The following is a 21,923-nucleotide window of genomic DNA, read 5'->3' on the forward strand; positions in this document are numbered from 1 at the left end:
ACCCCGCCTGCTAATTAAAACAGACGGGGTGGCAATAACCAGCAGGCCGAAATAAAAAAAGCCTCCGCCCCAGTAAGGGGCGAAGGCTTCTGAAAGCTTCCGCGGTACCACCCTCATTCATCCGTCTCAAGACGGACCTCTTGCGCCCTTTACGCGGGTCAACGTCCGCAGCTACACCAGTCGCCCCCTATCGGAAAAATAGAACGACGGTCTTCACCGCGACGGCTCCAAGGCGAGTTCACCTGCTTCCTCACCGGTTTGCACCAACCACCGGCTCTCTGTAGGGGAAGGGTAAGGCTACTACTCCTCATCACTGCCTTTAGTTTCGGGTGATAATAGAAAAGGCGCCGACCTCTGTCAAGCGCTTTTTGTTTTATTTTCGTGCAGTCGCTACTAAAACGGCGTTGCCGCTATGGCAACGCCGTCATCTTTTGAGCCCACGAAACCGCTATTTGATGTCCCGGCACGAAGTCCGGCTGAAACGTAGAGCGTAGAACCCAGAACGTAGAACCTGCTTTACTGGTTCTTCTTCATCCCCTCGTGGCCGCGGTGCATGGCGCGCTCCAGGCGGCGCCGGCGCGGGTAGGTGACCACGAAGCCGATGGGGCCGGAGAGGATGTAGCAGATGAAGATGGTGAAGAGCATGATCACCGGTTCGGCGGCAATTACGATCAAAAGCAGCACCGCCAGCACCAGGAGGGCAAAGGGCTGCCGCTTGATCAGGCTCGGGTCCTTGAAGGAGTAGTACTTGACGTTGGACACCATGAGCAGGGCCAGGAAGTAGATCAGTACCAGTATTGCGACCTTGTTGTACGAAGCGGGCCATCCCATATGGTAGAAGAAAAGGATCATAGCCGAGACCATGCTGGCCGCGGCGGGCGTGGGGAGACCGACGAAGCGCTTGCTCTCCACTGTCTCCACCTGGACGTTGAAGCGCGCAAGCCTGAGCGCCGCGCAGGCCAGGAACAGGAAACCGGCCAGCCACCCCAGGCGCCCGAAGGGCCTCAAGGCCCAGCAGTACATGAGTAGCCCCGGCGCCGCCCCGAAGGAAACCACGTCCGCCAGCGAGTCGAACTCGACGCCGAACTTGCTCGCGGTACCGGTCAGGCGCGCTACCTTGCCGTCGAGACCGTCGAAGATGGAGGAGGCCAGGATCCAGAGCGCGGCGGTCCGATAGTCACCGTTGACGGTGGACACCATGCAGTAAAAGCCGGCGAACAGGCTCCCGGCGGTGAACAGGTTGGGGAGGATGTAGATCCCCTTGCGCATCCCTTCCCTTTCTACTTTCGGTTTCTCTTCGTTCACGGCAGCATCCCCAATACGGTTTCACCGGCAACGGTCATCTGGTTCATGGCCACGTCGATCCGCGTCCCCAGCGGCAAGTACACGTCCAAGCGGGAGCCGAACCGGATCAGTCCGTAGCGGCGCCCGCGGGTCAGCTGATCCCCCACCTTGGCGTAGCAGATGATGCGGCGCGCGATCAACCCGGCAACCTGCACCACCACCATCCTTAAACCGGTCGCGGATTCCAGCACCAGCCCCTGCTGCTCGTTCTCGAAGGTCGCGCGCTCGTCGCGCACGTCGTAAAACTTCCCCTTGTTGTAGAAGGAGTCGACCACCTTGCTGGTCAGGGGAGCGCGGTTGATGTGCACGCTGAAGACGGACATGAAGATGCTGATCTTCTCCATCTCGGCGCCGGTATGCGGCTCGGTCACCTTGCCGAGGAAGATCACCTCGCCGTCGGCGGGAGCCACCACTACGTTTTCACCAGCGGGGGTGGTGCGCTCCGGGTTTCTGAAGAAGAAGATGGAGAACAGGGCGAGCAGCAGGAAAAGCGCCGCGGGGATGAAAAAGCCGAAATGCAGGAACTGGCCAAGCAGCGCCAGCAGGGCCGCGACTGCGGCGAAACCGGCGATGAACGGGTACCCCTCGACTGCGACGGGGGTATTTGTGTTGCGCATCTAGTACCTCTTGTAAAGTAGTCGTGCGAAAGAAGCGGAGCCGGTGGGGCTCCTCGCGGGACCGGGACGGAAAAAGGCCGTTTCCGGACCCCTGCGCACCAAAGCGGGAGTATGCCCGAAAACGGCCTTTCTTGCAATGAAAAGAAGCTGCTACCCCTTCCAAGCCTTGGCGCCGCGCCCGATTACGACCGGGCCGGTGCTGACCAGCTCCTTAAGTCCCAGGGGGCGCAGCAGTTCGACCATGGCGCTCACCTTGGCCGGAGCGCCGGTGGCCTCCAGGGTGTAGGACTTCGGGGTCACGTCGATGACCTTGGCGCGGAAAATGTCCGCGATCCTGAGCACTTCAGCACGGCTTTGATCCTCGGCGGAGACCTTGACCAGCACCATCTCGCGCTCGATCGCGTGCTCCGGCTCGAAGTCGATCACCTTGATCACGTCGATCAGCTTGTTGAGCTGCTTGGTGATCTGCTCGATGATCTGCTCGTCGCCGCGGGTCACCAGCGTGATGCGGGAAAGGGCCTCGTCGTTGGTGGGTGCCACGGTAAGCGAATCTATGTTGAAGCCGCGCCCGGAAAAAAGTCCGACCACGCGGGAGAGAACGCCGAACTCGTTCTCGACCAGAACTGCAATGGTATGTCTCATATTACCCTCCTAAGGCATTGGCAAATTAGCTGGCAAGAACCATCTCGGTCAGCGAAGCGCCGGCCGGGACCATCGGCAGCACCTTTTCCTCGCGTGCGACCTTGAACTCCATCAGTACGGGGCCGTCGGTGGCGAACCCTTTCTTGATGACCTCGTCGACCTCTTCCACCTTGGTGGCCTGCAGGCCGGTGGCGCCGAAGGCCTCGGCGAGCTTGATGAAGTCGATGGGAAGTTCCATGCAGGTCGAGGAGTAGCGCTTGTCGAAGAAGAGTTCCTGCCACTGGCGTACCATACCCAGGAAGTTGTTGTTGAGAATGACGATCTTTACGTTGAGCCGGTTCTGCACGATGGTGGCGAGTTCCTGCATGTTCATCTGGAAGCCGCCGTCGCCGCAGACCACGATCACCTGGCGATCGGGGAAGCCGGCCTGCGCACCCATGGCGGCGGGAAGGCCGAAGCCCATGGTGCCCAAGCCGCCGGAGGAGAGGAGCGTCCTCGGGGCGGTGAAGCCGAAGAACTGCGCGGTCCACATCTGGTGCTGGCCGACGTCGGTGGCCACAATGGCGTCCGGGTCGGAAAGGGCGCGCAGCCTCTGGATCACGTACTGCGGTTTGATCACCGAGGTGGACTGCTTGTAGGTCATCGGATGCTTCTGCTTCCACTCGTCGATCTCGGCGATCCAGGGGGCGAGCGTCGCCTGGCAGGCATTGGCGTCCTGGCCGATCTCATCCGCGACCTTGAGCATCTTCTGGAGCACGTCGCGCACGTCGCCCACGATGGGGAGGTCGACGCGGACGTTCTTCTTGATGGAGGTCGGGTCGACGTCGACGTGAACGATCTTCGCGTGGGGTGCGAAGGAGGCGATCTTGCCGGTGACGCGGTCATCGAACCTGGCGCCGATGGCGATCAGCATGTCGCAGTGCGACACCGCCATGTTGGCGTAGTAGGTGCCGTGCATGCCGAGAAGCCCCAGGGAATGGGAGTCGTTCTCCGGGTAGGCGCCCAGCCCCATGAGGGTCGTGGTGACCGGGATGCCCAGGCGTTTGGCGACCGCGACCAGTTCGCCGGCGGCGTTGGCGAGGATGACGCCTCCCCCCACGTAGATCACCGGCTTCTTCGCCTGCATGATCATGGCGACCGCCTTCTCGATCTGCTTCGGGTGCCCTTCCACGGTCGGCTTGTAGCCGCGGATTTCCACGGTTTCGGGATACTCGAACTCGGTCTGGGCGATCTGGACGTCCTTGGGGAGATCGACCACGACCGGGCCGGGGCGGCCGGTGCGGGCGATGTAGAACGCCTTCTTCATGATGGTGGCGAGGTCTTTGACGTCTTTGACCAGGAAGTTGTGCTTGGTGCAGGGACGGGTGATGCCGATGATGTCGGCTTCCTGGAAGGCGTCGTTGCCGATCAGCGCGGTGGGGACCTGCCCGGTGATGATCACCATCGGGATGGAGTCCATGTAGGCGGTGGCGATGCCGGTGATGGTGTTGGTGGCGCCGGGCCCCGAGGTGGCGATGGCGACGCCTACCTTGCCGGTGGCGCGGGCGTAGCCGTCGGCGGCGTGGACGCCCGCCTGCTCGTGCCTGGGCAGGATGTGCCTGATCTCCTTGAAGGAGAAAAGCTCGTCGTAGAGGTTGATGACCGTCCCACCGGGATAGCCGAAGATCGTGTCGATCCCCTCCCGTTTGAGACACTCCAGCAGGATGCGTGCTCCGTTCATCTTCATGTTGTACCCCCATGCTGCGGCAGAACCCTGCCGCTATTGATCGATCCCGCGCTTGGTAAGCGCCGAATCCCTAGTAATGAAGTTCCCCTGAGGCCGACCCTCCCCGGTGAAAGGAGGGCCTCCCTCTGCCCCTTGGTAAAGGGGGTCGGGGTTTTATTCAGCGGTGGTAATGGCGCCGGTGTGGGCGGAAGTGACCACCTTCGCATAGCGGGCGAGCCAACCCTTCTTGATCTTGGGCTCGGGCGCCACCCAACGGGCGCGCCGATTGGCCAGTTCCTCGTCGCTCACGAGGAGCTTCAGGGAACGGGACGGAATGTCGAGTTCGATCTTGTCGCCGTCTTCAACCAGGGCGATGGGACCGCCCACGGCCGCCTCGGGCGAGATGTGGCCGATGCAGGGGCCGCGGGTGCCGCCGGAGAAGCGGCCGTCGGTGATGAGCGCCACCGAGTCGCCCAGGCCCAGGCCCATGATGGCCGCGGTGGGCGCCAGCATCTCCCTCATGCCGGGGCCGCCCTTGGGGCCCTCGTAGCGGATCACCACCATGTCGCCGCTCTTGATCTGGCCGTTCATGATAGCCGCCATGGCGATGTCCTCGGAATCGAAGCAGCGCGCGGTACCGGTGAACTGCATCATCTTCTCGCCCACGCCGGACTGCTTGACCACGGCGCCCTCAGGGGCGATGTTGCCGAAGAGGACGGCGATGCCCCCCTCCTTCTTGACCGGCGCATCCACCGGGTGGATCACGCTGTCGTCGACAGCTTTCAGGCTCGCCGCGATCTCCTTGGTGGAAAGGCCCATCAGGGTCGGGCAGTCGTGGATCTTGTCGCCCAGCTGCTTCATGACGCCGGCCACGCCGCCTGCGGCATCGAGGTCCTCCATGAAGTGCTCGCCCGCCGGGTTCATGGACGCGATCTGCGGAGTGGTCTTGGAGAGGATGTCGAAGGTCTCAAGCGGCAGCTCCACGCCGGCCTCGTGGGCGATGGCGAGCAGGTGCAGCACGGTGTTGGAGGAGCCGCCCAGCGCCAGGTCGACGCGGATCGCGTTCTCGAAGGCCTCGCGGGTCATGATGGAGCGCGGGGTGACGTTCTCGCGCACCAGGTCCACGATGCGCTCGCCGGAGGCGAAGGCGATGCGGCGCTTGAGCGCGGAGACGGCGAGCGCGGTGCCGCAGCGCGGCAGGCTCATCCCCATGGTCTCGGTGAGGATGGCCATGGTGTTGGCGGTGAAGAGCCCCTGGCAGGAGCCCATGCCCGGGCAGGCGTTCTCCTCGCAGCGGGCGAGTTCCTGGTCGTCGATCACGCCGGCCTTGTAGCGGGCCATCGCCTCGAAGGTGTCGGTGACGAAGGAGTATTTCCTGCCCGCGTCGCCGCGGCCGCTCATCATGGGGCCTGCGGTGACCACGATGCAGGGGATGTCCAGGCGGGCTGCCGCCATGAGCATGCCCGGGGTGATCTTGTCGCAGTTGGTCAAAAGCACGAGGCCGTCCAGGCGGTGCGCCTCAGCCACGGACTCGACCATGTCCGCGATCAGCTCGCGGGTGGGGAGCGAGTAGTGCATCCCCTTGTGCCCCATGGAGATGCCGTCGCAGACGCCGGGAATGCCGAAGAAGAAGGAATAGCCGCCGCCGGTGTGGACCCCTTTCTCGATGAAACGCTCGAGGTCGCGCATTCCCACGTGGCCCGGGATCAGGTCGGTGAAGCTGGTGGCGATGCCGATGAAGGGTTTCCCCATCTCGCTCTGCGGCAGGCCGGTTCCTTTTAAAAGCGCGCGGTGCGGGGTGCGCTCCAGCCCTTGTGTAATCATGTCGCTACGCATGCAGTTCTCCCTGCGCCGGCGGGAACCTTGTTCAGGATCGCGAAACCGGCTGTTGGTCTTACCAAAAGCTTAGTAGTTGAGAGCAGTTACCGGAAACGGTAGGAAGGGACACGATAATACATTAAAACCAAGCTGTCAACTCACTAAAACGGCGTTAAAGAGACTCGCGCTTTCGCTTGGCGATCTCGGCCTCGGAGGCGCGCAGGTAGGTGGGGTTCAGGTCGGCGAGCGGGGTGAATTTTCCCTCACGGGCGGCTTCGCGGGCTATCACCGCGCCGGCGCAGGCGCGCGGCAGGTTGGCGTGCCAGGGGGGGAAGATGGCGAGGTTACCCAGGGCCTCCTGGATCAACTCGCGGTATCGGACGGCGCCGTCGCCGACGAAGATGGTGGGATGGGTCACCAGGGCGAGAAAGTCCCGGGGAGAGAGCACCGTGTCAGGAATCACCGCGTCAGGAAGGGCGCCGCAACGGTAGAGCGCGCCGTACACCTCACCTTTCCGGGCGTCGAACATCGGGGCGACCTGCTCGGAGCTGTAGGGGAGATTCATGGCCAGCATGGCGAGCGAGGAGAAACCGACCACCGGCTTGCCGGTGGCGAGGGCGAGCCCTTTCACCGTGGCGATGCCGACCCGAACCCCGGTGAAGGAACCGGGTCCCAAGGAAACGGCGAAGCAGTCCAGGCCGTCGGGGGTGAGCCGGGCGGCAGAGAGCAGGCTCGAGATGGAGTCCATCAGGCGCCCCGAGTTGCTGCGGTCTTCGCCCAAAAGGCATTCGCCCAAAAGGGTCGCCCCGTCGCTCAAGGAGACCGAGGAGCAGCTGCTGGAGGTATCGACGGTGAGGATCTTCACGTGGTTTACGCCTTGCTCGCGATCATGCGCGCGATGTCGTTGTAGAAGGCCAGCATCATCAGGCTGATCAGGAGCACGAGCCCGACCTGCTGTGCAATCTCGCGGGTTCTTTTGCTGAGCGGCTTACCGGTCACCAGCTCGATGACGAAGAAGGCCAGGTGCCCCCCGTCCAGGATTGGCACCGGCAAAAGGTTTAGCACACCCAGGTTCACCGACAACAGCGCCACGAAAGCGAGGAAGCTCACCCCTCCCGCCGCGGCCTGCTCGCCGGCCATCTTGACGATCATGATCGGCCCGCCGATGTTGTCCAGCGGAATGGCGCGTTCCACCAGGCGCACCAGGGAAAGCACGGTCAACTCGATCACGTTCCAGCACTGGGCGCTCCCCTTGACGACGGCTTCGCCGGGGGGGAAATGGTCGGTGACGGTCTCGCCGGCGGCGACCACGCCGATCACCGGCCGGGTCACCATCTCGCCCAGGAGGTTCTTGCTGGTGGTGGTCTCGGGGACCATGGTGAACTTAAGCAGCGAGCTGCCGCGTTGCACCTCGAGCTGCACCGGTACCGCCTTGCCGTCGAAGATGATCTTGGCGAACTCGTCCCAGCGGGCGACGGGCCTGCCGTTCACGCTCTTGATAGCGTCGCCGGTCTTGATCCCGGCCCGGGCCGCCGGCTTGTCCGGGAGCACCTCGCCCACCTTGGTGGTAACGGAGGGAACCCCGAGGAACAGGTAGATGACGATGAAGATGACGTAGGCGAAGAGCAGGTTGAAGATCGGCCCGGCGGCGACGATGACGATGCGCTGCAGCACCGGCTTGTCGGCGAAGGAGCGCTTGCGGTCCTCCTCGGAGACCTCCACGTCCTCCCCCTCCCCCACCATCTTGACGTAGCCGCCCAGGGGAAGCGCGGAGAGGAGGTACTCGGTCTCCCCCACCTGCTTGCTGAGCAGTTTAGGGCCAAAGCCCAGGGAGAATTTCTCGACTCCGACCTTGAAGGTCTTGGCGAACAGGAAGTGCCCCAGCTCATGTATGAAGATCAGCGCCCCGAGGGCGATGATGGCCCAGAATATGCTCATATGGTCCCTCTGTCGGTGTGGTCGGGTACGCCCCGCGCCGCGGCCCAATGGCTAAAGGTGACGGACGAGGCGGTAAAAGGTTAATCGGTGCAGCCGAGTACTTCTTTGGCGGTCCTTCTCCCCCAGCGGTCGGCTTCCAGCACCTCTTCGATCGAGTGCAGGGACCGGGGGGTATGCAGGTCCATCACCCTGGCGATGGTGTCGGCGATGGCCATGAAGCCGATCCTGCCGCTCAAGAAGCTGTCGACGGCGATCTCGTTAGCCGCGTTCATCACCGCGGGCATGCTCTCGCCCGCCCGCACCGCGTCGTAGGCGAGTTTCAGCGCCGGGAAACGGTCGGTGTCGGGTTTAAAGAAGGTGAGCCCCGACAGCGCCGTGAGATCAAGCGGTTTTACCCCGGAGGCGACGCGCCCGGGATAGGTGAGCGCGTAGGCGATGGGTCCCTTCATGTCGGGTACGCCGAGTTGCGCCATGACGCTGCCGTCTATGTACTCAACCATAGAGTGGACGATGCTCTGCGGATGGATGTTCACCGCGATCCGCTCCACCGGGATGTCGAAAAGCCAGCGCGCCTCGATCACCTCGAGCCCTTTGTTCATCATGCTGGCGGAGTCCACCGTGATCTTCTTCCCCATGCTCCAGTTGGGGTGGTTCAACGCGTCGGCCACGGTAGCGCCGGCGAGTTTCTCCTTGCCCCAGTTGAGGAAGGGTCCCCCGGAGGCGGTGAGGATGACCCGGGCGATGTCCTCGATGCGATGGCCTGCCATGGACTGAAAGACGGCGCAATGCTCGGAATCGACCGGATACAGTCGCACATCCTTCTCGCGCACCATCTTCATGATCAGGTGCCCCGCCGTGACCAGGGTCTCCTTGTTGGCCAGCGCCACGTCCTTGCCGGCCATGATGGCCGCCGCGGTCGGAACGAGCCCTGCGGCGCCCACGATGGCCGCGACCACCATGGTGGTGTCGGCTGCCGTGGCGGCCGCGATGAGTCCTTCCACGCCGTGCATGATCTGGGGTTTTTTACCGCTCAGGGAGCGGCTCAGCGCCTTGGCCTTGTCGGCGGTCAGCACCGAGACGAGGTCGGGCTTGAAGGTTTCGATCTGCTGCTTCAGAAGTTCCAGGTTGGACCCCGCGGTGAGCGCCACCACGCGGAACTTGTCCGGGTGCGCGGCGACGACCTCAAGGGTGCTTACCCCGATCGATCCTGTCGAGCCCAAAATTGTAAGGTTTTTCATTTTCCCTCGCAGATGTCTCAAGTCAAGTGGTGCGACAGGCTAACTAGCGGATATTTTTGTCGTGCTGCCCGCTCCAGCGCGGTCTGTGGCAACGGCAGGCGCGGCGCCCGCCCCTAAAATAGGAAAAAAGCGTAGTAGTAAGCTGCCGGAGCCGCGAACAAAATCGAATCGAGCCGGTCCAGGACGCCGCCGTGGCCGGGGATGATGGAGCCGGAGTCCTTCACGCCGCAGCTTCTCTTGATAAGCGATTCGAACAGGTCGCCCAATTGCCCCAGCACACCGAGAAGGAGCGCCGCGGCGAAGCAGTCGCCCAGGGAGAGTTCCGGGAAGAAGGTGAACTTGGCGATCACCGCGCCGATGACGCTCCCGCACAGCCCCCCGAGCGCCCCCTCGACGCTCTTCTTGGGGCTCACCGCAGGGTAAAGGCGATGCTTGCCGAGCGCGGAGCCGACGTAGTAGGCGGCGCTGTCGCCCGCCATCACGATCACCATGATCAGGAACAGCCAAGAGACGCCGTTGGGGAGAGTTCTCACCAGCACCAGGTGCGCCAATAGCAGCGGCACGTAAAGAAAGCCCATCAGCACGAGGGCCACGTCGGGCGCGGCCTTTTTCACGTCCTTGAGCCGGAACAGGGCGACCAGGGTGAAGCCGAGCACGAGGGCGGTCAGGGTGAACAGCGGCAACGCGGGGTTCGCGGAGAAGACGGCAAAGACGGCGCCGGCGCCGGCAACCGTGGCTGCCCTCCCCTCGCCGCGACGTTGCGGCAGCGCCATGCGGTAGAACTCGTCCAGCCCCAGAAGGGCAAGCAGGGACACCAGCAGGGAGAACTGGAACACCGAGGCCTTCAGGATGAAAAGAATCACGAGGGGCAGCAGGACCGCTGCGGTGGCTAGTCGTTTGATGGCGGACTCCTTCGGGGCAGGCCCCGGAAATGGACTAGGACGGCGTCTCTACCAGTTGCTCGCTGGTCATGCCGAACCTGCGCTCTCTGGACTGGTAGTCGCGGAAGGCCCGCGCCAGCTCGTGCTTGTCGAAATCGGGCCAGTTGACCTCGGTGAAGTAAAGCTCGGCGTAGGCAAGCTGCCAGAGCAGGAAGTTGCTGATGCGCATCTCCCCGCTGGTCCTGATCAGGAGGTCCGGGTCCGGAATGCCGGCGGTAAAGAGGGACCCGGTGAAGGAGCTCTCGTCGATCTCTTCGGGAGCGAGCCTTCCTGCCGCAACCTCGCTGGCCAACCTCTGCGCTGCCGCCACGATCTCCTGACGGCTGCCGTAGGAGAGCGCCAGGGTGAGCAGCATGCCGCTGTTGCCGGCGGTTTTGTCGATGGTGGCCTGGATCTCCCGGTTCACGTCCTCGGGGAGGTCGCCGCGGTTACCGATGACGTTGAAGCGGATGTTGTTCTGCATCATCCGGACGGTCTCGCTGCGGATGTACTGCTTCAACAGCGCCATGAGCGCCTTGACCTCGGTCTTCGGCCGCAGCCAATTCTCGGCGGAGAAGGCGAACAGGGTCAGGTAGCCGATCCCCAGGCGCGAACACTCCTCGACGATGACCCGAACGGTCTCAACACCTTTTTGATGCCCAACGATCCTGCGCAGCATGCGCTGCTTGGCCCAGCGGCCGTTGCCGTCCATGATGACGGCGAGGTGCTTCGGGAGTTTCTTCGGGTCTAAGCTGTGGTCCATGAGCATCCTGAAAACAAAAAATCCCCTTTGGATCGGGGGTTTCACTTGAGGGAGCGTTGGCGGACGAACGGGGACGCTCAAGGGGGAGCGCAAGCTCCCCCCTGACCTGTCGGTCCGTCAGACCTCCATTACCTCTTTTTCCTTGTGGGCCAGCACCTCGTCGCATTTGGCGACGTACTTGTTGGTGGAGTCCTGGACGTCCTTCTCGGCGCGCTTCAGCTCATCCTCCGAGATCTGCTTGTCCTTCTCGAGCTTCTTCAGCTTGTCGATGGCGTCGCGGCGGATGTTCCTCAGGGCCACCTTGGACTCCTCGGCGTCGCGCTTCAACTGCTTGGCGATGTCCTTCCTGCGCTCCTCGGTGAGCGGCGGGAGGACCAGGCGGATCAACTTGCCGTCGTTGGCCGGGGTGAGTCCCAGGTTGGCGTTCAGGATCGCCTTCTCGATGGGGCCGATCATCTTGCTGTCCCAGGGCTGGATGGTTATGGTGCGCGCCTCGGGAATCGCGAGGGAGGCCACCTGGTTCAGCGGCGAAAGTGTACCGTAGGAATCCACCTTGATATCGTCCAGAAGCGCGGTGCTGGCGCGACCGGTGCGGACCTTCTGGTACTCCTTCCTGAGGGAGTCTATGGTCTTGTCCATGTGGACGTTCATATCGGCGATGACATCCTTGATCATGCTATTCTCCTTCTTTGACGAGGGTGCCGATCGGCTCGCCGTTGACGACCCGCACGACATTGCCGTCAGTCGTCACGTCGAACACGATGATCGGAAGGCTGTTGTCCATGCACAGCGAGATCGCCGTAGCGTCCATCACCTGGAGCCCCTTCCTGAGGACCTCCAGATAGCTGAGCGTGTCGTACTTGGTGGCGCTCTTGTCCTTGTTGGGGTCGGCGGAGTAGACGCCGTCCACCTTGGTCCCCTTGAGGATCACGTCCGCGCCGATCTCCATGGCGCGCAGGCTCGCCGCAGTGTCGGTGGTGAAGTAGGGGTTGCCGGTGCCGGCACCGAAGATAACAACTCTCCCCTTCTCCAGATGCCTGATGGCACGCCGGCGGATGTAGGGCTCGGCGACCTCGGCCATGCCAATCGCGGACTGGACGCGGGTATCGACACCGACCTTCTCCAGGGCGTCCTGCATGGCTAGGGAGTTGATCATGGTGGCGAGCATCCCCATGTAGTCGGCGCTGGCGCGGTCCATCCCCTTTGAGGAGGCTGCGACGCCGCGGAAGATGTTGCCGCCGCCGATGACGAGGCACAGCTCGACGCCGAGTTCCACCACCTGCTTCACCTCGCGGGCGATGGCGGTGATGGTGTTGGGGTCGATGCCGTACCCCTGCTCGCCCCCCAGGGCCTCGCCGGAAAGCTTGAGAAGTACTCTTTTGTAATACGGTTCTGCCATCGTAGTCACCTTGCCTTTTCTTGACGGCAAAAAGCCCTTACGCAGAACAGGTTCCGCAGCGGTGTACCGCGTGCGGTGCGCCCGCCGGGGCGAGAACCTCCCGCGCAGCGCCTTTTGCCTTGCTGCAGATAAAAAAAGAGCCGCCCATTTTCATGGCCGGCTCCGTTTGGAACGTGTTACACGCCGGCCGCCGCGGCGACCTCTGCCGCGAAATCGTTCTCCTTCTTGGCGAGCCCTTCGCCCAGCACGAACTTGGCGAAGCGGCGGATGCTCATGTTCTCGCCGATGGAAGAGATGGTCTCGTTGAGGAAGGTCTGGATGGTCTTGTCCGGGTCCTTAACGTAGGCCTGCTCCATGAGGCAGATGTCGGCGAAGAACTTGTTGATCTGGCCGTCGAGGATCTTCTCGATGATGGCCGCCGGCTTGCCGCTCTCTTTGGCCTTCTCGCGGTAGATTGCCTTCTCGCGCTCGATGAGCTCTTCCGGTACTTCTTCGCGGCGGACATACAGCGGGGAGGCTGCGGCGATGTGCATCGCGATGTCCTTTACGAAAGCCTGGAAGTTCTCGTTCTTGGCGACGAAGTCGGTCTCGCAGTTGACTTCTACCAGGACGCCGATCTTGCCGCCGGCGTGGATGTAGGAGCCGACCAGGCCCTCGGTGGCGGCGCGGCCAGCCTTCTTGGAGGCGGCAGCCAGACCCTTGGTACGCAGGTAGTCGATCGCCTTCTCGTGATCGCCGTTGGTTTCGGTCAGGGCCTTCTTGCAGTCCATGAGGCCGGCGCCGGTTACTTTCCTGAGTTCGTTTACCTGTGCAGCTGTAATGCTCACGTTATCCTCCACAGTCACCCGCGCCTTGGCGGCGCGGGCTTCTTAGTCTTGTTTTTATGAAAGGTGTTGCGGTTGCCGCGGATGGGGAGGCTTAGGCCTCTGCGGTAACCTCTTCAGCCACTTCCTCGCCCTCGGTGGAGAACTCTTCCTCAGCGCCGGTCTGGAGACGGGCGTTGCGAGCCTGAGCACCCTCGAGAACCGCGTCAGCCATCTTGCTGGTCAAGAGGCGAATAGCGCGGATAGCGTCGTCGTTGCCCGGGATGACGTAGTTGATGTCATCCGGGTCGCAGTTGGTGTCGACGATAGCGACGACCGGGATGCCGAGTTTCTTGGCTTCGCTGACGGCGATCTCTTCGTTTTTCGGGTCAACCACGAACAGCACGCCCGGGACCTTGCCCATGCCTTTGATGCCGCCCAGGGTCTTCTCGAGCTTCTCGCGCTCCTTGGCAAGCTTGAGCTGCTCTTTCTTGGTGTAAGCCTCGATGGTGCCGTCAGCGATCATGGCGTCGAGACGCTTGAGACGGTCGATGCTCTGCTTGACGGTAGAGAAGTTGGTGAGCATGCCGCCCAGCCAACGGTCGTTGACGAAGAACTGCCCGCAACGCAGTGCCTCTTCAGCCACGGAGTCCTGAGCCTGCTTCTTGGTGCCGACGAAGAGGATGGTCTCGCCAGACTGGGCCGCGTCGGTGACGAAGCTGTAGGCGTTTTTGAAGAGCCTTACGGTCTTCTGCAGGTCGATGATGTAGATCCCGTTACGAGCGCCGAAGATGTACGGCTTCATTTTCGGGTTCCATCTCTTGGTCTGGTGTCCGAAGTGGACGCCGGCTTCCAGCAGTTCTTTCATGGTGATGTTCGACATTTTTGCTTCTCCTTTTGGTTTTCCCTCCGCCATCCATCGATACCGGAACCCGCTGGGCGGGCACCACCGGCAAGGACTGCAATGGCGTGCGAATTTTAAACAGCAAACTTATATAGCACAGGGGAGAAACGAAGGCAAGGGCGAAAACTGCCTCACGCAAAGGCGCAAAGACGCAAAGCCAACAGCTCTAACAGGGATAAAAACGGATAAAAGAGATAACCCCAAAACGACACTCTCACAGTCACGAACGACTGCCTTTTCTTTTCTCCCTTTCATCCCCTCCATCCCTGTTAACTGTTTTTTGTTCTTGCTCTGCCAGTTGCCAGAACGCCTTGACGCTCGGCCGCTGCAGGTTTCTCTTGCTGGTGCAAAGGCCGACCTCGTAGGGCTTCAGATCGGGAGCGTTCTCCACCACGACCACCTCGTCCCGAAACGGGCTGCGCTCAAGAACTAACTGCGGCACGATGCCGATGCCGCACCCCAGTCGCACCATGGCGATGATCGCCTCGTTACCGGAAACCTCGGAGGTGATGTTGGGGGTGATGCGGTGCTCCTTGAGCCACTGGTCCAGCCGCCTGCGCGAAAGCCCCGTCTGCGGCAGCACGAGCGGCGCGCGGGAAAGGTCCAGACGCTCCCCCTTGACCGGAAGCTCCACGGCGCCAGATTGGCGCGGCGCTATGAAGATAAGCGGGATGGTGACAATGGGAAGGAACTGGATGTTCGAGCGCGGCCCGTCCGGAAAGGCGGCCACGGCAAGATCGATCTCGCCGCTTTGCACCTGCGCCACCGCCTGTTCCGCCGCGCCGGTTCTCAGCTCAAGTTGCACCTCCGGGTACTTCTCCCGGTACGACTCCAGCAGTTGCGGAAGAAGGCTGTAGACCGCCGTGATCGACGCATATATAGATAGGGACCCGGCGACGGTCTGTTCGTTTTTCATCGAGGAGCGCAGTCCCTGCCATTCGTTCAGGCAAAGGCGTGCGTAGGCCTTCAGCCGTTCACCCGCCGGCGACAGGGTCACCGTCCGGTTGTCACGCAGGAAAAGCGGCTGCTCCAGCTCTTCTTCCATGCGCTGGATGGTGCGGGTAAGTGCCGAAGGGCTCAGGTTGCACGCCTGGCTCGCCCGCCCGAAATGTTTCAGTTCCGCCACAGTAAGAAATATTTCCAATTCCCGCAGGTCCATGCAGTAAGTCCTTTCGTCATATAGATGAGGCACTAGAAGCCGCAGGGCCACCGGAGCTGGGCGAATAATCATTCGCCCCCCATTACCGCGCCAAGGATACCCCCGCAATAGTCAGGCTGCCCCCAGGCCATAGCCCTTCACCCGGCCCAGGACCGCCCTCTTCCGAACTGCGTGGAGGGATCACATTGCGCCACACGCAACACAATATGCACAACAAATCAATTTACGCAATGTGAAATTTGGTATACATTCGCCAGACTTTCACACCAATCGCCACCAACCACACCACACTATATATTTCAGGAGGAAACGATGGGACAGAACTACTTCAACACCCTGCCGCTGCGTCGCCAGCTTCAGGAACTGGGCACCTGCCGCTTCATGGACGCTTCCGAGTTCGCCAACGGCTGCGAGTACGTAAAAGGCAAGAAGATCGTCATCGTGGGCTGCGGCGCACAGGGGCTCAACCAGGGCCTCAACATGCGTGACAGTGGTCTCGACGTTTCCTACACCCTCCGCAAAGAAGCCATCGAGCAGAAGCGCCAGTCCTACCAGAACGCCGTGGACAACGGCTTCAAGGTCGGCTCCTACGAGGAGCTGCTTCCCACCGCCGACATCGTCATGAACCTCGCCCCGGACAAGCAGCACAGCAATGTCGTGGCGACCGTCATCCCGTTCATGAAGCAGGGTGCCGTATTCAGCTACGCTCACGGCTTCAACATCGTCGAGGAAGGCACCCAGATCCGCAAGGACCTGACCGTCGTCATGATCGCTCCGAAATGCCCGGGCTCCGAAGTACGCGCCGAGTACAAGCGCGGTTTCGGCGTGCCGACCCTGATCGCCGTTCACGGCGAGAACGATCCCAATGGCGACGGCCTTGAGATCGCCAAGGCGATCGCCTCCGCTCAGGGCGGCGACCGCGCCGGTGTGCTCGAATCCTCCTTCGTCGCCGAGGTAAAATCCGACCTGATGGGCGAGCAGACCATCCTCTGCGGCATGCTGCAGGCGGGCGCGCTCCTCTGTTTCGACAAGATGACCCAGAACGGCATCGCCGCCCCCTACGCGGTGAAGCTGATCCAGTACGGCTGGGAGACCATCACCGAGGCCCTCAAGCACGGCGGCATCACCAACATGATGGATCGTCTCTCCAACCCGGCCAAGCTGGTCGCCTTCAAGCTGGCCTCGGAACTGAAGGACATCATGCGTCCGCTGTTCCAGAAGCACATGGACGACATCATGAGCGGAGAGTTCTCCCGCACCATGATGGAGGACTGGGCCAACGACGACGTGAAGCTCCTCACCTGGCGCGAGCAGACCGGCCAGACCCCTTTCGAGAAGACCGAGGCGGCCGGCGACATCTCCGAGCAGGAGTACTTCGACAAGGCGATCCTCATGGTCGCCATGGTGAAGGCCGGCGTCGAGCTTGCCTTCGAGACCATGGTCCAGACCGGCATCGAACCGGAGAGCGCCTACTACGAGTCGCTGCACGAGACCCCGCTCATCGCCAACACCATCGCCAGGAAAAAGCTGTACGAGATGAACCGCGTCATCTCCGACACCGCCGAGTATGGCTGCTACCTCTTCTCCCACGCCTGCGTGCCCCTGCTGGGCGACTTCATGAGCAAGGTCGGCACCGACGTGATCGGCAAAGGGCTCGACGTCAAGGACAACAGTGTCGACAACCAGCTGCTGGTCGCCGTCAACGCCGAGATCCGCAACCACCTAGTCGAGGAAGTAGGCGCCGAACTCCGCGCCGCGATGAAAGGGATGCAGAAGATCGTGTAATACTTCTGAAGAAAAAGGCAGAAAGCAAAAGGCGCTCAAACGAGCGCCTTTTTTTGTGCATCTTATGATGTTATGCGAAACCTAGGATCCAGAGGTGCATATGCCACGAAGCGCTGCATCCGCTGAAGCGTCCCCCCCCTTTGCGAAGGGGGGACAGGGGGATTTGCTTCTTGCCTGTTATTGCCCAACAGTAACCGACTGCGCCTCGGGGGTCACGGCAGGCGGCGCATGGGTCGCGTCCAGGATGGTGCTTAAGAGATAAACCAAGGGCTTGATAACGTTCTCGTCGCTCCAATAGGCGGAATGGTTGGCCGGATTCCAGGAGGTCAGGATGTTGCCGACGCTGACTTCGATATCCTCTGACACCGTGGCCGAGTAGCTGGGACTGAGCGGTTTTAAGGGCCAGCCGAGCACGTCGTCGCTATCGTAGAGGTTCAGCCACTTAGCCTTCTTCCTGAGCGGCTCCGCAAGGGTCGGAGGGGGGAACTCGATACAGGAGAGGTTTTCCTTGTCCACGCAAAACAAAGGGATGTTGCTCCCCAGCGTGACCAGGCCGGTCACGGTCTCCATGCGCTCGAAGGGCGTGCTCCCGTAGCGTTCCTGGTCGTACCCCTTTTGCCGGTCCCATATGTAGTTGGACATGAACACCGAGCCCACCGAATGCGCCACGATGATGAGAGGCTTGTCCTGATCGCCGAGCTTGGTACGTAACTGCTGAAGCCCCTGGTGCACCACGCCGTGGATCCTGTGATAGAGACTGTCGGGACGGTTGCCCGACGAATGGTAGGAACTCATGGTGCCGAAGGCGTTCAGGAAGAACTTACGCAGCTTGGCCCAGTTGAGATCGTTGTTCGCCGCCAGATCGACCCAGATCTGGTGCTCCCGGGCGGACAGCAGCGGAGCCCAGTACACCCCCTGCCAGGCAATCTCGTCCCGGTTCAGGCCGCGCCCCGAGATCCTTTCACGGAGCTCATAGACCATGTCGTGCGCGAAGTCATCCGCCAAAGTCCCCATACCATGCACAAGCAGCACACCCACTTTCTTGTTCATGTACGCCCCCTTTCGCGCCCGCCCATTGGATCGTGCGCCCCACGTAACGCCGCGCCGCCGTTGCTTTCGCCCCTGCGGGACCGACCGCCGCGGTCGTACAGCCAAACACCTTTAATGTGATCTCACAAATATAACGGGATTATCTTGGGCTGCAACCCTGCCCGGGCGTGAGGAGGATAGGGGCCGGCGTTTTCTAAAAATCCCTTGTCATTCGTACGGGAAAAAAGTAGTCTGCCGGGAGCAAAACGATCCCTTCAAGGAGTCATTAAATGAAACGTCTTGTAACTCTTTTCTCTCTGTTGATGGTCTTCGCCGTACTGACCGCCCCGTACGCCGGCGCGGCAGACACCAAGCCCAAGGCCATACCTCTTTCCGGCAAGGTGCTGGAAACCATGGACGGCGGCGGATATACCTATGTGAACCTGCAGAACGGATCAGAGAAAGTGTGGGTTGCCATCCCGCTCACGAAGGTAAAGGTCGGGCAGCAGTTGGCGCTTATGCCGGGCTTCGAGATGAAGAACTTCACCAGCAAGGGGCTGAACCGCAAATTCGACAAGGTGATCTTCTCGGGCGGCCTTGCCAACGCGGAGAAGATAGAAATGAGTCCGTCGGCCATCAAGGCGGTGCACCAGGGAGTCCCGCCGCAGCAGGGAGCACCGGCGGCCAAGGCCGCACCGGCCGCAGCCGCGGCGACGGCGAAGCCGGCTCCCGCACCTGCCGCCAAAAACCAGAAGGTGACCAGGGCCAAGGGGCCCAACTCCTACACTATCGCGGAGATCTATGCCAAGAGCAAAAAGCTTGAGAAAAAGCCGGTGGTGGTGCGCGGTCGCGTGGTGAGGGTGTCGCAGAAAATCATGAAGAGGAACTGGATCCATCTGGCGGACGGCACCGGATCGAGCGCGAAGAAGACCAACGACCTGGTGATTACTTCGAAGGACCTTCCCAACGAAGGCGATGTGGTAACTGTTTCCGGTACCCTCTACAACAACCTCGACTTCGGATCCGGCTACCGCTACAACGTTCTGGTTCAGGACGCCAAGTTCAAAAAGTAAGAGGCTTGCCATCCATCTCGTGGTCCCCTCCCCTTGCGGGCCAGCGCCCCGTAGCGCTGGTTCGCGAAGGGGTGAGGGGGTCAGGGGGTGGGGGAAGCCGCCATCACTACCCTCTCCTACTCCTAACGTCCTCGTTGAACTTCCTCATGTTGCCGCTCAACTTGCCCGTCAGCGCGAAGTAGTCGTCTATCGCGCGCCCCAGCAGGAACTCCGCCTCGTGCCGCAGATCCATGTGCACGTACAGGTCGGTCTCGTGCCCGGCGGACACCTCCTCGCGCGCCCGCGACTTGCCGGGCCGCAGCAGCTCCTGAACCGACCTGAAGGGGCTTTGCTTCTCGCCGGGCTCGCGCAGCCGAAGCAACTGTCCGAATATCTCCTCGGCGGCGCCGGCAAGGGTGATGACGCTGAAAAGATCCTTCTGCGCGAAGTACAGTAGGAGCGCCGTCTCCACTTGTCGCGTGGCGATCTCCTGCTTGTGATGTTTCTCGATGTTCACGGTTCCCCCCGGGCAGCGATCACCCGCCAAACGTAAAAGGGCCGCGCTCCCTGGGGAGCGCGGCCCTTTATTATTACAAAACCTGGCAGCTTTGCAGCAAAGCTTAGGCCTTGGTGATCACGACTTTGAGGGTAGCGACCACTTCCGGGTGAAGCTTCACGGCAGCGGCGAACTCGCCCAGGTGCTTGATCGGCTCGGCAAGGACGATGCGCTTGCGGTCGACTTCCACGCCGTTGGCTTTGAGCTGCTCGGCCAGTTCGATGTTGGTGACAGCGCCGAAGAGCTTGTCGTCAGCACCCGCCTGGTGGGCGATGGCAAGGGTAAGCCCTTCGATCTTGGCTGCGACCAGCTTGGCAGCTTCGAGGACCTTGTTTTTCTTGTACTCGAGGTGACGCTTGGCGTGCTCGAGAGCCTTGGCGTTCTTCTCGGTGGCCTCGATGGCGAAGCCTTTCGGGAGCAGGAAGTTCCTTGCGTAGCCCGGTGCTACTTTCACGATGTCACCGATGTTGCCGAGATGCTCTACGTTTTCTTTGAGAATGACCTTCATGTGATGCCTCCTAGCCTGGTTAGTTACAGGTTTTCCTGTTTATTGGGGGACCTGAAGTCCGCCCAGAGATCAAATACGCCCAGCGCCGCCACCGCCAGCACCATCATGGGCTGAAAGATCAGGAGCAGGCTTGCCAAAAGTCTGATAAAGACCGGAACCTGGAGCTTTTTAAAGAAAAAGCTGGTGATCGCGAACCCCTGCGCCGCGTAGACGGCGCCCAGAACGATCAGCACGTTCAGGGAAGCGAGGTGCATGATGGTTTCCGGCACCAGGGTGCCGAAACCGGCTGCGATCAAGAGCCAGACCAGCGGCTCCGGGTTCTTGTACTGCTTGAAATCCCCGACGTACACCGGCATGCGCAGGCGCGCCGCCAGCCCGGCGAGGAGCATCAGGTTCATGCAGGCGATCATGCCGTAGGCCACGGTGACCAGCGCGGGATAAATGGTGATCACCACTTGTCCGGCCTGGTGCATCGAGTCCTGCAGCGCCTTGAGCTCATCGCCCTTGACGCCCGCCTTCTGGTAGATCTGTGCGGTCTGGGTGATGCTCGTCTGCACGCCTTTGCTGATCTTCGCGTGCAGGTCGGCCCCGGTGGCCATGCCGTACACGACCGCAGCCACCAACAGGACCGTTATAGTCACCGCCACCGAGTAGATGACGGAGCGTGCTCCCCCCTTGTTCCTGAGCAGGAACTCGGCAAGCGCCAGGGAAAGCACACCGGCCTGTAGTAGATAAATGGCCGTCGCGGCGGGGTCACCGATACCGAGAAGAATAGCGCAACTGGCAAGGACTACCGCCAGCCCGATTCCCCTCCCCCGCTTCACCGCGTAGAACGCGGCCGGGGCCGAAGCGAACAGCCCGGGGATGGTGCCGACCACGGGGAGATAGACGAAAGCAAGGAAGAGCGTCACCGTGGCGACGCTCCCCTTGATCACATCGAAAATCTTCCCCTGCAACGGGTTCACCGTCAGCGGCACCTAGGCGGTTGCGTGGCTGCCGGCAATCGGAAGCAGCGCGATGTTCCTGGCGCGCTTGATCGCCTCGGTGATTTCCCTCTGGTGCTTGGAGCAGTTGCCGGAAATGCGGCGCGGGATGATCTTGCCGCGCTCCGATACGAAGTAACGGAGGGTACGGGGATCTTTGTAGTCGATAGATACCTGCTTGTCTGCGCAGAAACGGCAGACTTTACGACGCTGGAACGGACGCTTCTTCCTCGGCCCGCTGCTGGTTCTCTGGGGTGCTCTTTCGTCTGCCATCTTTTATTCCTCCACCGTAGTAGTCGTTTCGGCCGGAGCCTCGGTAGCAGCGACAGCTACTTCCTCGGTCCCTTCCTCGGCACTTTTGGCCGGAGCGGCTGCCGGTGCAACCACTTCCTGCTCGAGCTTCACGCTCTGGTACCTGATCACCTTGTCGTCAAGGCGCAGACGACGCTCCAGCTCAGCGATCAGCGGGGCATCTGCGTCGAAACGGAGGTAAAAGTAACGGCCACGGGGGTTCTTGTTGATCGGGTAAGCCAGTTTCCTGGTGCCCCAGTCTTCAAGTCTCTTGAAATCGCCGTTCATGCTGGCGATTACGTCCTGCACCTTGGTGGAAAGAGCTTTGATCTCTTCATCACCGAGGTCCGGCTGGACGATGTAAATCGTCTCGTACATCCTGCTCATTGTTAAGCCTCCTCACGGTTAATTTAGCCCCGGTCCAACCCGGAGCAAGGAGATACGGCCCTAGGGCCGTTCTGGTGAACGC

The 21,923-nt window shown here is 61.6% G+C and carries 23 protein-coding genes and 1 other annotated feature; of the genes, 2 read left to right on the forward strand and 21 right to left on the reverse strand.

Annotation, left to right across the window (positions count from 1 at the left end; genetic code table 11):
- Nucleotides 1-72 precede the first annotated feature (72 nt).
- Nucleotides 73-323: a binding site (T-box leader), on the reverse strand.
- Nucleotides 324-516: 193 nt separating this feature from the next.
- The 15 genes from pssA to ilvY all read right to left on the reverse strand — a co-directional run bounded on the left by pssA (nt 517) and on the right by ilvY (nt 15,250).
- Complete coding sequence (gene pssA / locus JFN90_RS04485; RefSeq protein ID WP_199393946.1) at nt 517-1,269, reverse strand: CDP-diacylglycerol--serine O-phosphatidyltransferase; 753 nt, start codon at nt 1,267-1,269, stop codon at nt 517-519.
- Nucleotides 1,270-1,301: 32 nt separating this feature from the next.
- A complete protein-coding gene (locus JFN90_RS04490) occupies nt 1,302-1,961 on the reverse strand; it encodes a phosphatidylserine decarboxylase family protein (protein WP_199393898.1) in 660 nt (219 codons plus the stop codon).
- A gap of 150 nt (nt 1,962-2,111) precedes the next feature.
- Nucleotides 2,112-2,603 carry an acetolactate synthase small subunit gene (gene ilvN / locus JFN90_RS04495; protein WP_199393899.1) on the reverse strand — a complete coding sequence of 164 codons (492 nt, stop codon included), beginning with the start codon at nt 2,601-2,603 and terminating at the stop codon, nt 2,112-2,114.
- A gap of 25 nt (nt 2,604-2,628) precedes the next feature.
- On the reverse strand, nt 2,629-4,329 hold the full coding sequence (gene ilvB / locus JFN90_RS04500) for a biosynthetic-type acetolactate synthase large subunit (RefSeq protein ID WP_199393900.1): 1,701 nt from the start codon (nt 4,327-4,329) through the stop codon (nt 2,629-2,631).
- 153 nt (nt 4,330-4,482) lie between these two features.
- A complete protein-coding gene (ilvD, locus tag JFN90_RS04505; RefSeq protein WP_199393901.1) occupies nt 4,483-6,144 on the reverse strand; it encodes a dihydroxy-acid dehydratase in 1,662 nt (553 codons plus the stop codon).
- A gap of 154 nt (nt 6,145-6,298) precedes the next feature.
- A complete protein-coding gene (gene tsaB, locus JFN90_RS04510) occupies nt 6,299-6,991 on the reverse strand; it encodes a tRNA (adenosine(37)-N6)-threonylcarbamoyltransferase complex dimerization subunit type 1 TsaB (RefSeq protein ID WP_199393902.1) in 693 nt (230 codons plus the stop codon).
- Nucleotides 6,992-6,996: 5 nt separating this feature from the next.
- Nucleotides 6,997-8,064: an RIP metalloprotease RseP gene (rseP, locus tag JFN90_RS04515; RefSeq protein WP_199393903.1), complete on the reverse strand. Its 1,068-nt coding sequence runs from the start codon at nt 8,062-8,064 to the stop codon at nt 6,997-6,999.
- Nucleotides 8,065-8,144: 80 nt separating this feature from the next.
- The gene (locus tag JFN90_RS04520; RefSeq protein WP_199393904.1) at nt 8,145-9,302 is read right to left on the reverse strand and encodes a 1-deoxy-D-xylulose-5-phosphate reductoisomerase; all 1,158 of its coding nucleotides are present in this window, start codon (nt 9,300-9,302) and stop codon (nt 8,145-8,147) included.
- A 113-nt stretch (nt 9,303-9,415) separates the two neighbouring features.
- Nucleotides 9,416-10,204 (reverse strand): phosphatidate cytidylyltransferase, encoded by a 789-nt coding sequence (locus tag JFN90_RS04525; RefSeq protein WP_199393947.1) that lies wholly within the window; start codon nt 10,202-10,204, stop codon nt 9,416-9,418.
- A gap of 34 nt (nt 10,205-10,238) precedes the next feature.
- On the reverse strand, nt 10,239-10,985 hold the full coding sequence (locus JFN90_RS04530) for an isoprenyl transferase (RefSeq protein WP_199393905.1): 747 nt from the start codon (nt 10,983-10,985) through the stop codon (nt 10,239-10,241).
- Nucleotides 10,986-11,102: 117 nt separating this feature from the next.
- Nucleotides 11,103-11,660: a ribosome recycling factor gene (gene frr, locus JFN90_RS04535; RefSeq protein ID WP_199393906.1), complete on the reverse strand. Its 558-nt coding sequence runs from the start codon at nt 11,658-11,660 to the stop codon at nt 11,103-11,105.
- Nucleotide 11,661: 1 nt separating this feature from the next.
- Entirely contained in the window at nt 11,662-12,384 is a 723-nt protein-coding gene (gene pyrH, locus JFN90_RS04540) for a UMP kinase (RefSeq protein ID WP_199393907.1), read from the reverse strand.
- A 176-nt stretch (nt 12,385-12,560) separates the two neighbouring features.
- The gene (gene tsf / locus JFN90_RS04545; RefSeq protein ID WP_199393908.1) at nt 12,561-13,211 is read right to left on the reverse strand and encodes a translation elongation factor Ts; all 651 of its coding nucleotides are present in this window, start codon (nt 13,209-13,211) and stop codon (nt 12,561-12,563) included.
- 91 nt (nt 13,212-13,302) lie between these two features.
- A complete protein-coding gene (gene rpsB / locus JFN90_RS04550) occupies nt 13,303-14,070 on the reverse strand; it encodes a 30S ribosomal protein S2 (RefSeq protein WP_199393909.1) in 768 nt (255 codons plus the stop codon).
- Nucleotides 14,071-14,311: 241 nt separating this feature from the next.
- Complete coding sequence (gene ilvY, locus JFN90_RS04555; RefSeq protein ID WP_199393910.1) at nt 14,312-15,250, reverse strand: HTH-type transcriptional activator IlvY; 939 nt, start codon at nt 15,248-15,250, stop codon at nt 14,312-14,314.
- Nucleotides 15,251-15,562: 312 nt separating this feature from the next.
- Here ilvY and ilvC point away from each other — a divergent pair, with 312 nt between their 5' ends.
- Nucleotides 15,563-17,035 carry a ketol-acid reductoisomerase gene (gene ilvC, locus JFN90_RS04560; RefSeq protein WP_199393911.1) on the forward strand — a complete coding sequence of 491 codons (1,473 nt, stop codon included), beginning with the start codon at nt 15,563-15,565 and terminating at the stop codon, nt 17,033-17,035.
- A gap of 177 nt (nt 17,036-17,212) precedes the next feature.
- On the opposite strand, the gene JFN90_RS04565 is transcribed toward ilvC, so the two are convergent.
- Entirely contained in the window at nt 17,213-18,085 is an 873-nt protein-coding gene (locus tag JFN90_RS04565; protein ID WP_199393912.1) for a hypothetical protein, read from the reverse strand.
- Nucleotides 18,086-18,354: 269 nt separating this feature from the next.
- On the opposite strand from JFN90_RS04565, the gene JFN90_RS04570 reads away from it, so the two are divergent.
- Nucleotides 18,355-19,137: a DNA-binding protein gene (locus JFN90_RS04570; RefSeq protein ID WP_199393913.1), complete on the forward strand. Its 783-nt coding sequence runs from the start codon at nt 18,355-18,357 to the stop codon at nt 19,135-19,137.
- A 106-nt stretch (nt 19,138-19,243) separates the two neighbouring features.
- Here JFN90_RS04570 and JFN90_RS04575 read toward each other — a convergent pair whose 3' ends face one another.
- The 5 genes from JFN90_RS04575 to rpsF all read right to left on the reverse strand — a co-directional run bounded on the left by JFN90_RS04575 (nt 19,244) and on the right by rpsF (nt 21,841).
- Nucleotides 19,244-19,633 carry a hypothetical protein gene (locus JFN90_RS04575; RefSeq protein ID WP_199393914.1) on the reverse strand — a complete coding sequence of 130 codons (390 nt, stop codon included), beginning with the start codon at nt 19,631-19,633 and terminating at the stop codon, nt 19,244-19,246.
- A 103-nt stretch (nt 19,634-19,736) separates the two neighbouring features.
- Nucleotides 19,737-20,180, reverse strand: coding sequence for a 50S ribosomal protein L9 (rplI, locus tag JFN90_RS04580; protein WP_199393915.1), 444 nt, complete (start codon nt 20,178-20,180; stop codon nt 19,737-19,739).
- Between the two features lie 23 nt (nt 20,181-20,203).
- Nucleotides 20,204-21,145 carry a YybS family protein gene (locus JFN90_RS04585; RefSeq protein ID WP_328755335.1) on the reverse strand — a complete coding sequence of 314 codons (942 nt, stop codon included), beginning with the start codon at nt 21,143-21,145 and terminating at the stop codon, nt 20,204-20,206.
- A 12-nt stretch (nt 21,146-21,157) separates the two neighbouring features.
- A complete protein-coding gene (gene rpsR, locus JFN90_RS04590; protein ID WP_135871425.1) occupies nt 21,158-21,436 on the reverse strand; it encodes a 30S ribosomal protein S18 in 279 nt (92 codons plus the stop codon).
- A 3-nt stretch (nt 21,437-21,439) separates the two neighbouring features.
- Nucleotides 21,440-21,841 (reverse strand): 30S ribosomal protein S6, encoded by a 402-nt coding sequence (rpsF, locus tag JFN90_RS04595; RefSeq protein WP_199393917.1) that lies wholly within the window; start codon nt 21,839-21,841, stop codon nt 21,440-21,442.
- Between the last annotated feature and the right edge of the window lie 82 nt (nt 21,842-21,923).

Origin of the sequence: Geomonas propionica, assembly GCF_016458235.1 — a bacterium.
Classification (GTDB): Bacteria; Desulfobacterota; Desulfuromonadia; order Geobacterales; family Geobacteraceae; genus Geomonas; species Geomonas propionica.

Coding starts and splice junctions, on each gene's coding strand:
- pssA (WP_199393946.1), bottom strand. CDS start 1,269: ATGCGCAAGGGGATCTACATCCTCCCCAACCTGTTCACCGCCGGGAGC.
- JFN90_RS04490 (WP_199393898.1), bottom strand. CDS start 1,961: ATGCGCAACACAAATACCCCCGTCGCAGTCGAGGGGTACCCGTTCATC.
- ilvN (WP_199393899.1), bottom strand. CDS start 2,603: ATGAGACATACCATTGCAGTTCTGGTCGAGAACGAGTTCGGCGTTCTC.
- ilvB (WP_199393900.1), bottom strand. CDS start 4,329: ATGAAGATGAACGGAGCACGCATCCTGCTGGAGTGTCTCAAACGGGAG.
- ilvD (WP_199393901.1), bottom strand. CDS start 6,144: ATGCGTAGCGACATGATTACACAAGGGCTGGAGCGCACCCCGCACCGC.
- rseP (WP_199393903.1), bottom strand. CDS start 8,064: ATGAGCATATTCTGGGCCATCATCGCCCTCGGGGCGCTGATCTTCATA.
- JFN90_RS04520 (WP_199393904.1), bottom strand. CDS start 9,302: ATGAAAAACCTTACAATTTTGGGCTCGACAGGATCGATCGGGGTAAGC.
- JFN90_RS04530 (WP_199393905.1), bottom strand. CDS start 10,985: ATGGACCACAGCTTAGACCCGAAGAAACTCCCGAAGCACCTCGCCGTC.
- frr (WP_199393906.1), bottom strand. CDS start 11,660: ATGATCAAGGATGTCATCGCCGATATGAACGTCCACATGGACAAGACC.
- pyrH (WP_199393907.1), bottom strand. CDS start 12,384: ATGGCAGAACCGTATTACAAAAGAGTACTTCTCAAGCTTTCCGGCGAG.
- rpsB (WP_199393909.1), bottom strand. CDS start 14,070: ATGTCGAACATCACCATGAAAGAACTGCTGGAAGCCGGCGTCCACTTC.
- ilvY (WP_199393910.1), bottom strand. CDS start 15,250: ATGGACCTGCGGGAATTGGAAATATTTCTTACTGTGGCGGAACTGAAA.
- ilvC (WP_199393911.1), top strand. CDS start 15,563: ATGGGACAGAACTACTTCAACACCCTGCCGCTGCGTCGCCAGCTTCAG.
- JFN90_RS04565 (WP_199393912.1), bottom strand. CDS start 18,085: ATGAACAAGAAAGTGGGTGTGCTGCTTGTGCATGGTATGGGGACTTTG.
- JFN90_RS04570 (WP_199393913.1), top strand. CDS start 18,355: ATGAAACGTCTTGTAACTCTTTTCTCTCTGTTGATGGTCTTCGCCGTA.
- rplI (WP_199393915.1), bottom strand. CDS start 20,180: ATGAAGGTCATTCTCAAAGAAAACGTAGAGCATCTCGGCAACATCGGT.
- rpsR (WP_135871425.1), bottom strand. CDS start 21,436: ATGGCAGACGAAAGAGCACCCCAGAGAACCAGCAGCGGGCCGAGGAAG.
- rpsF (WP_199393917.1), bottom strand. CDS start 21,841: ATGAGCAGGATGTACGAGACGATTTACATCGTCCAGCCGGACCTCGGT.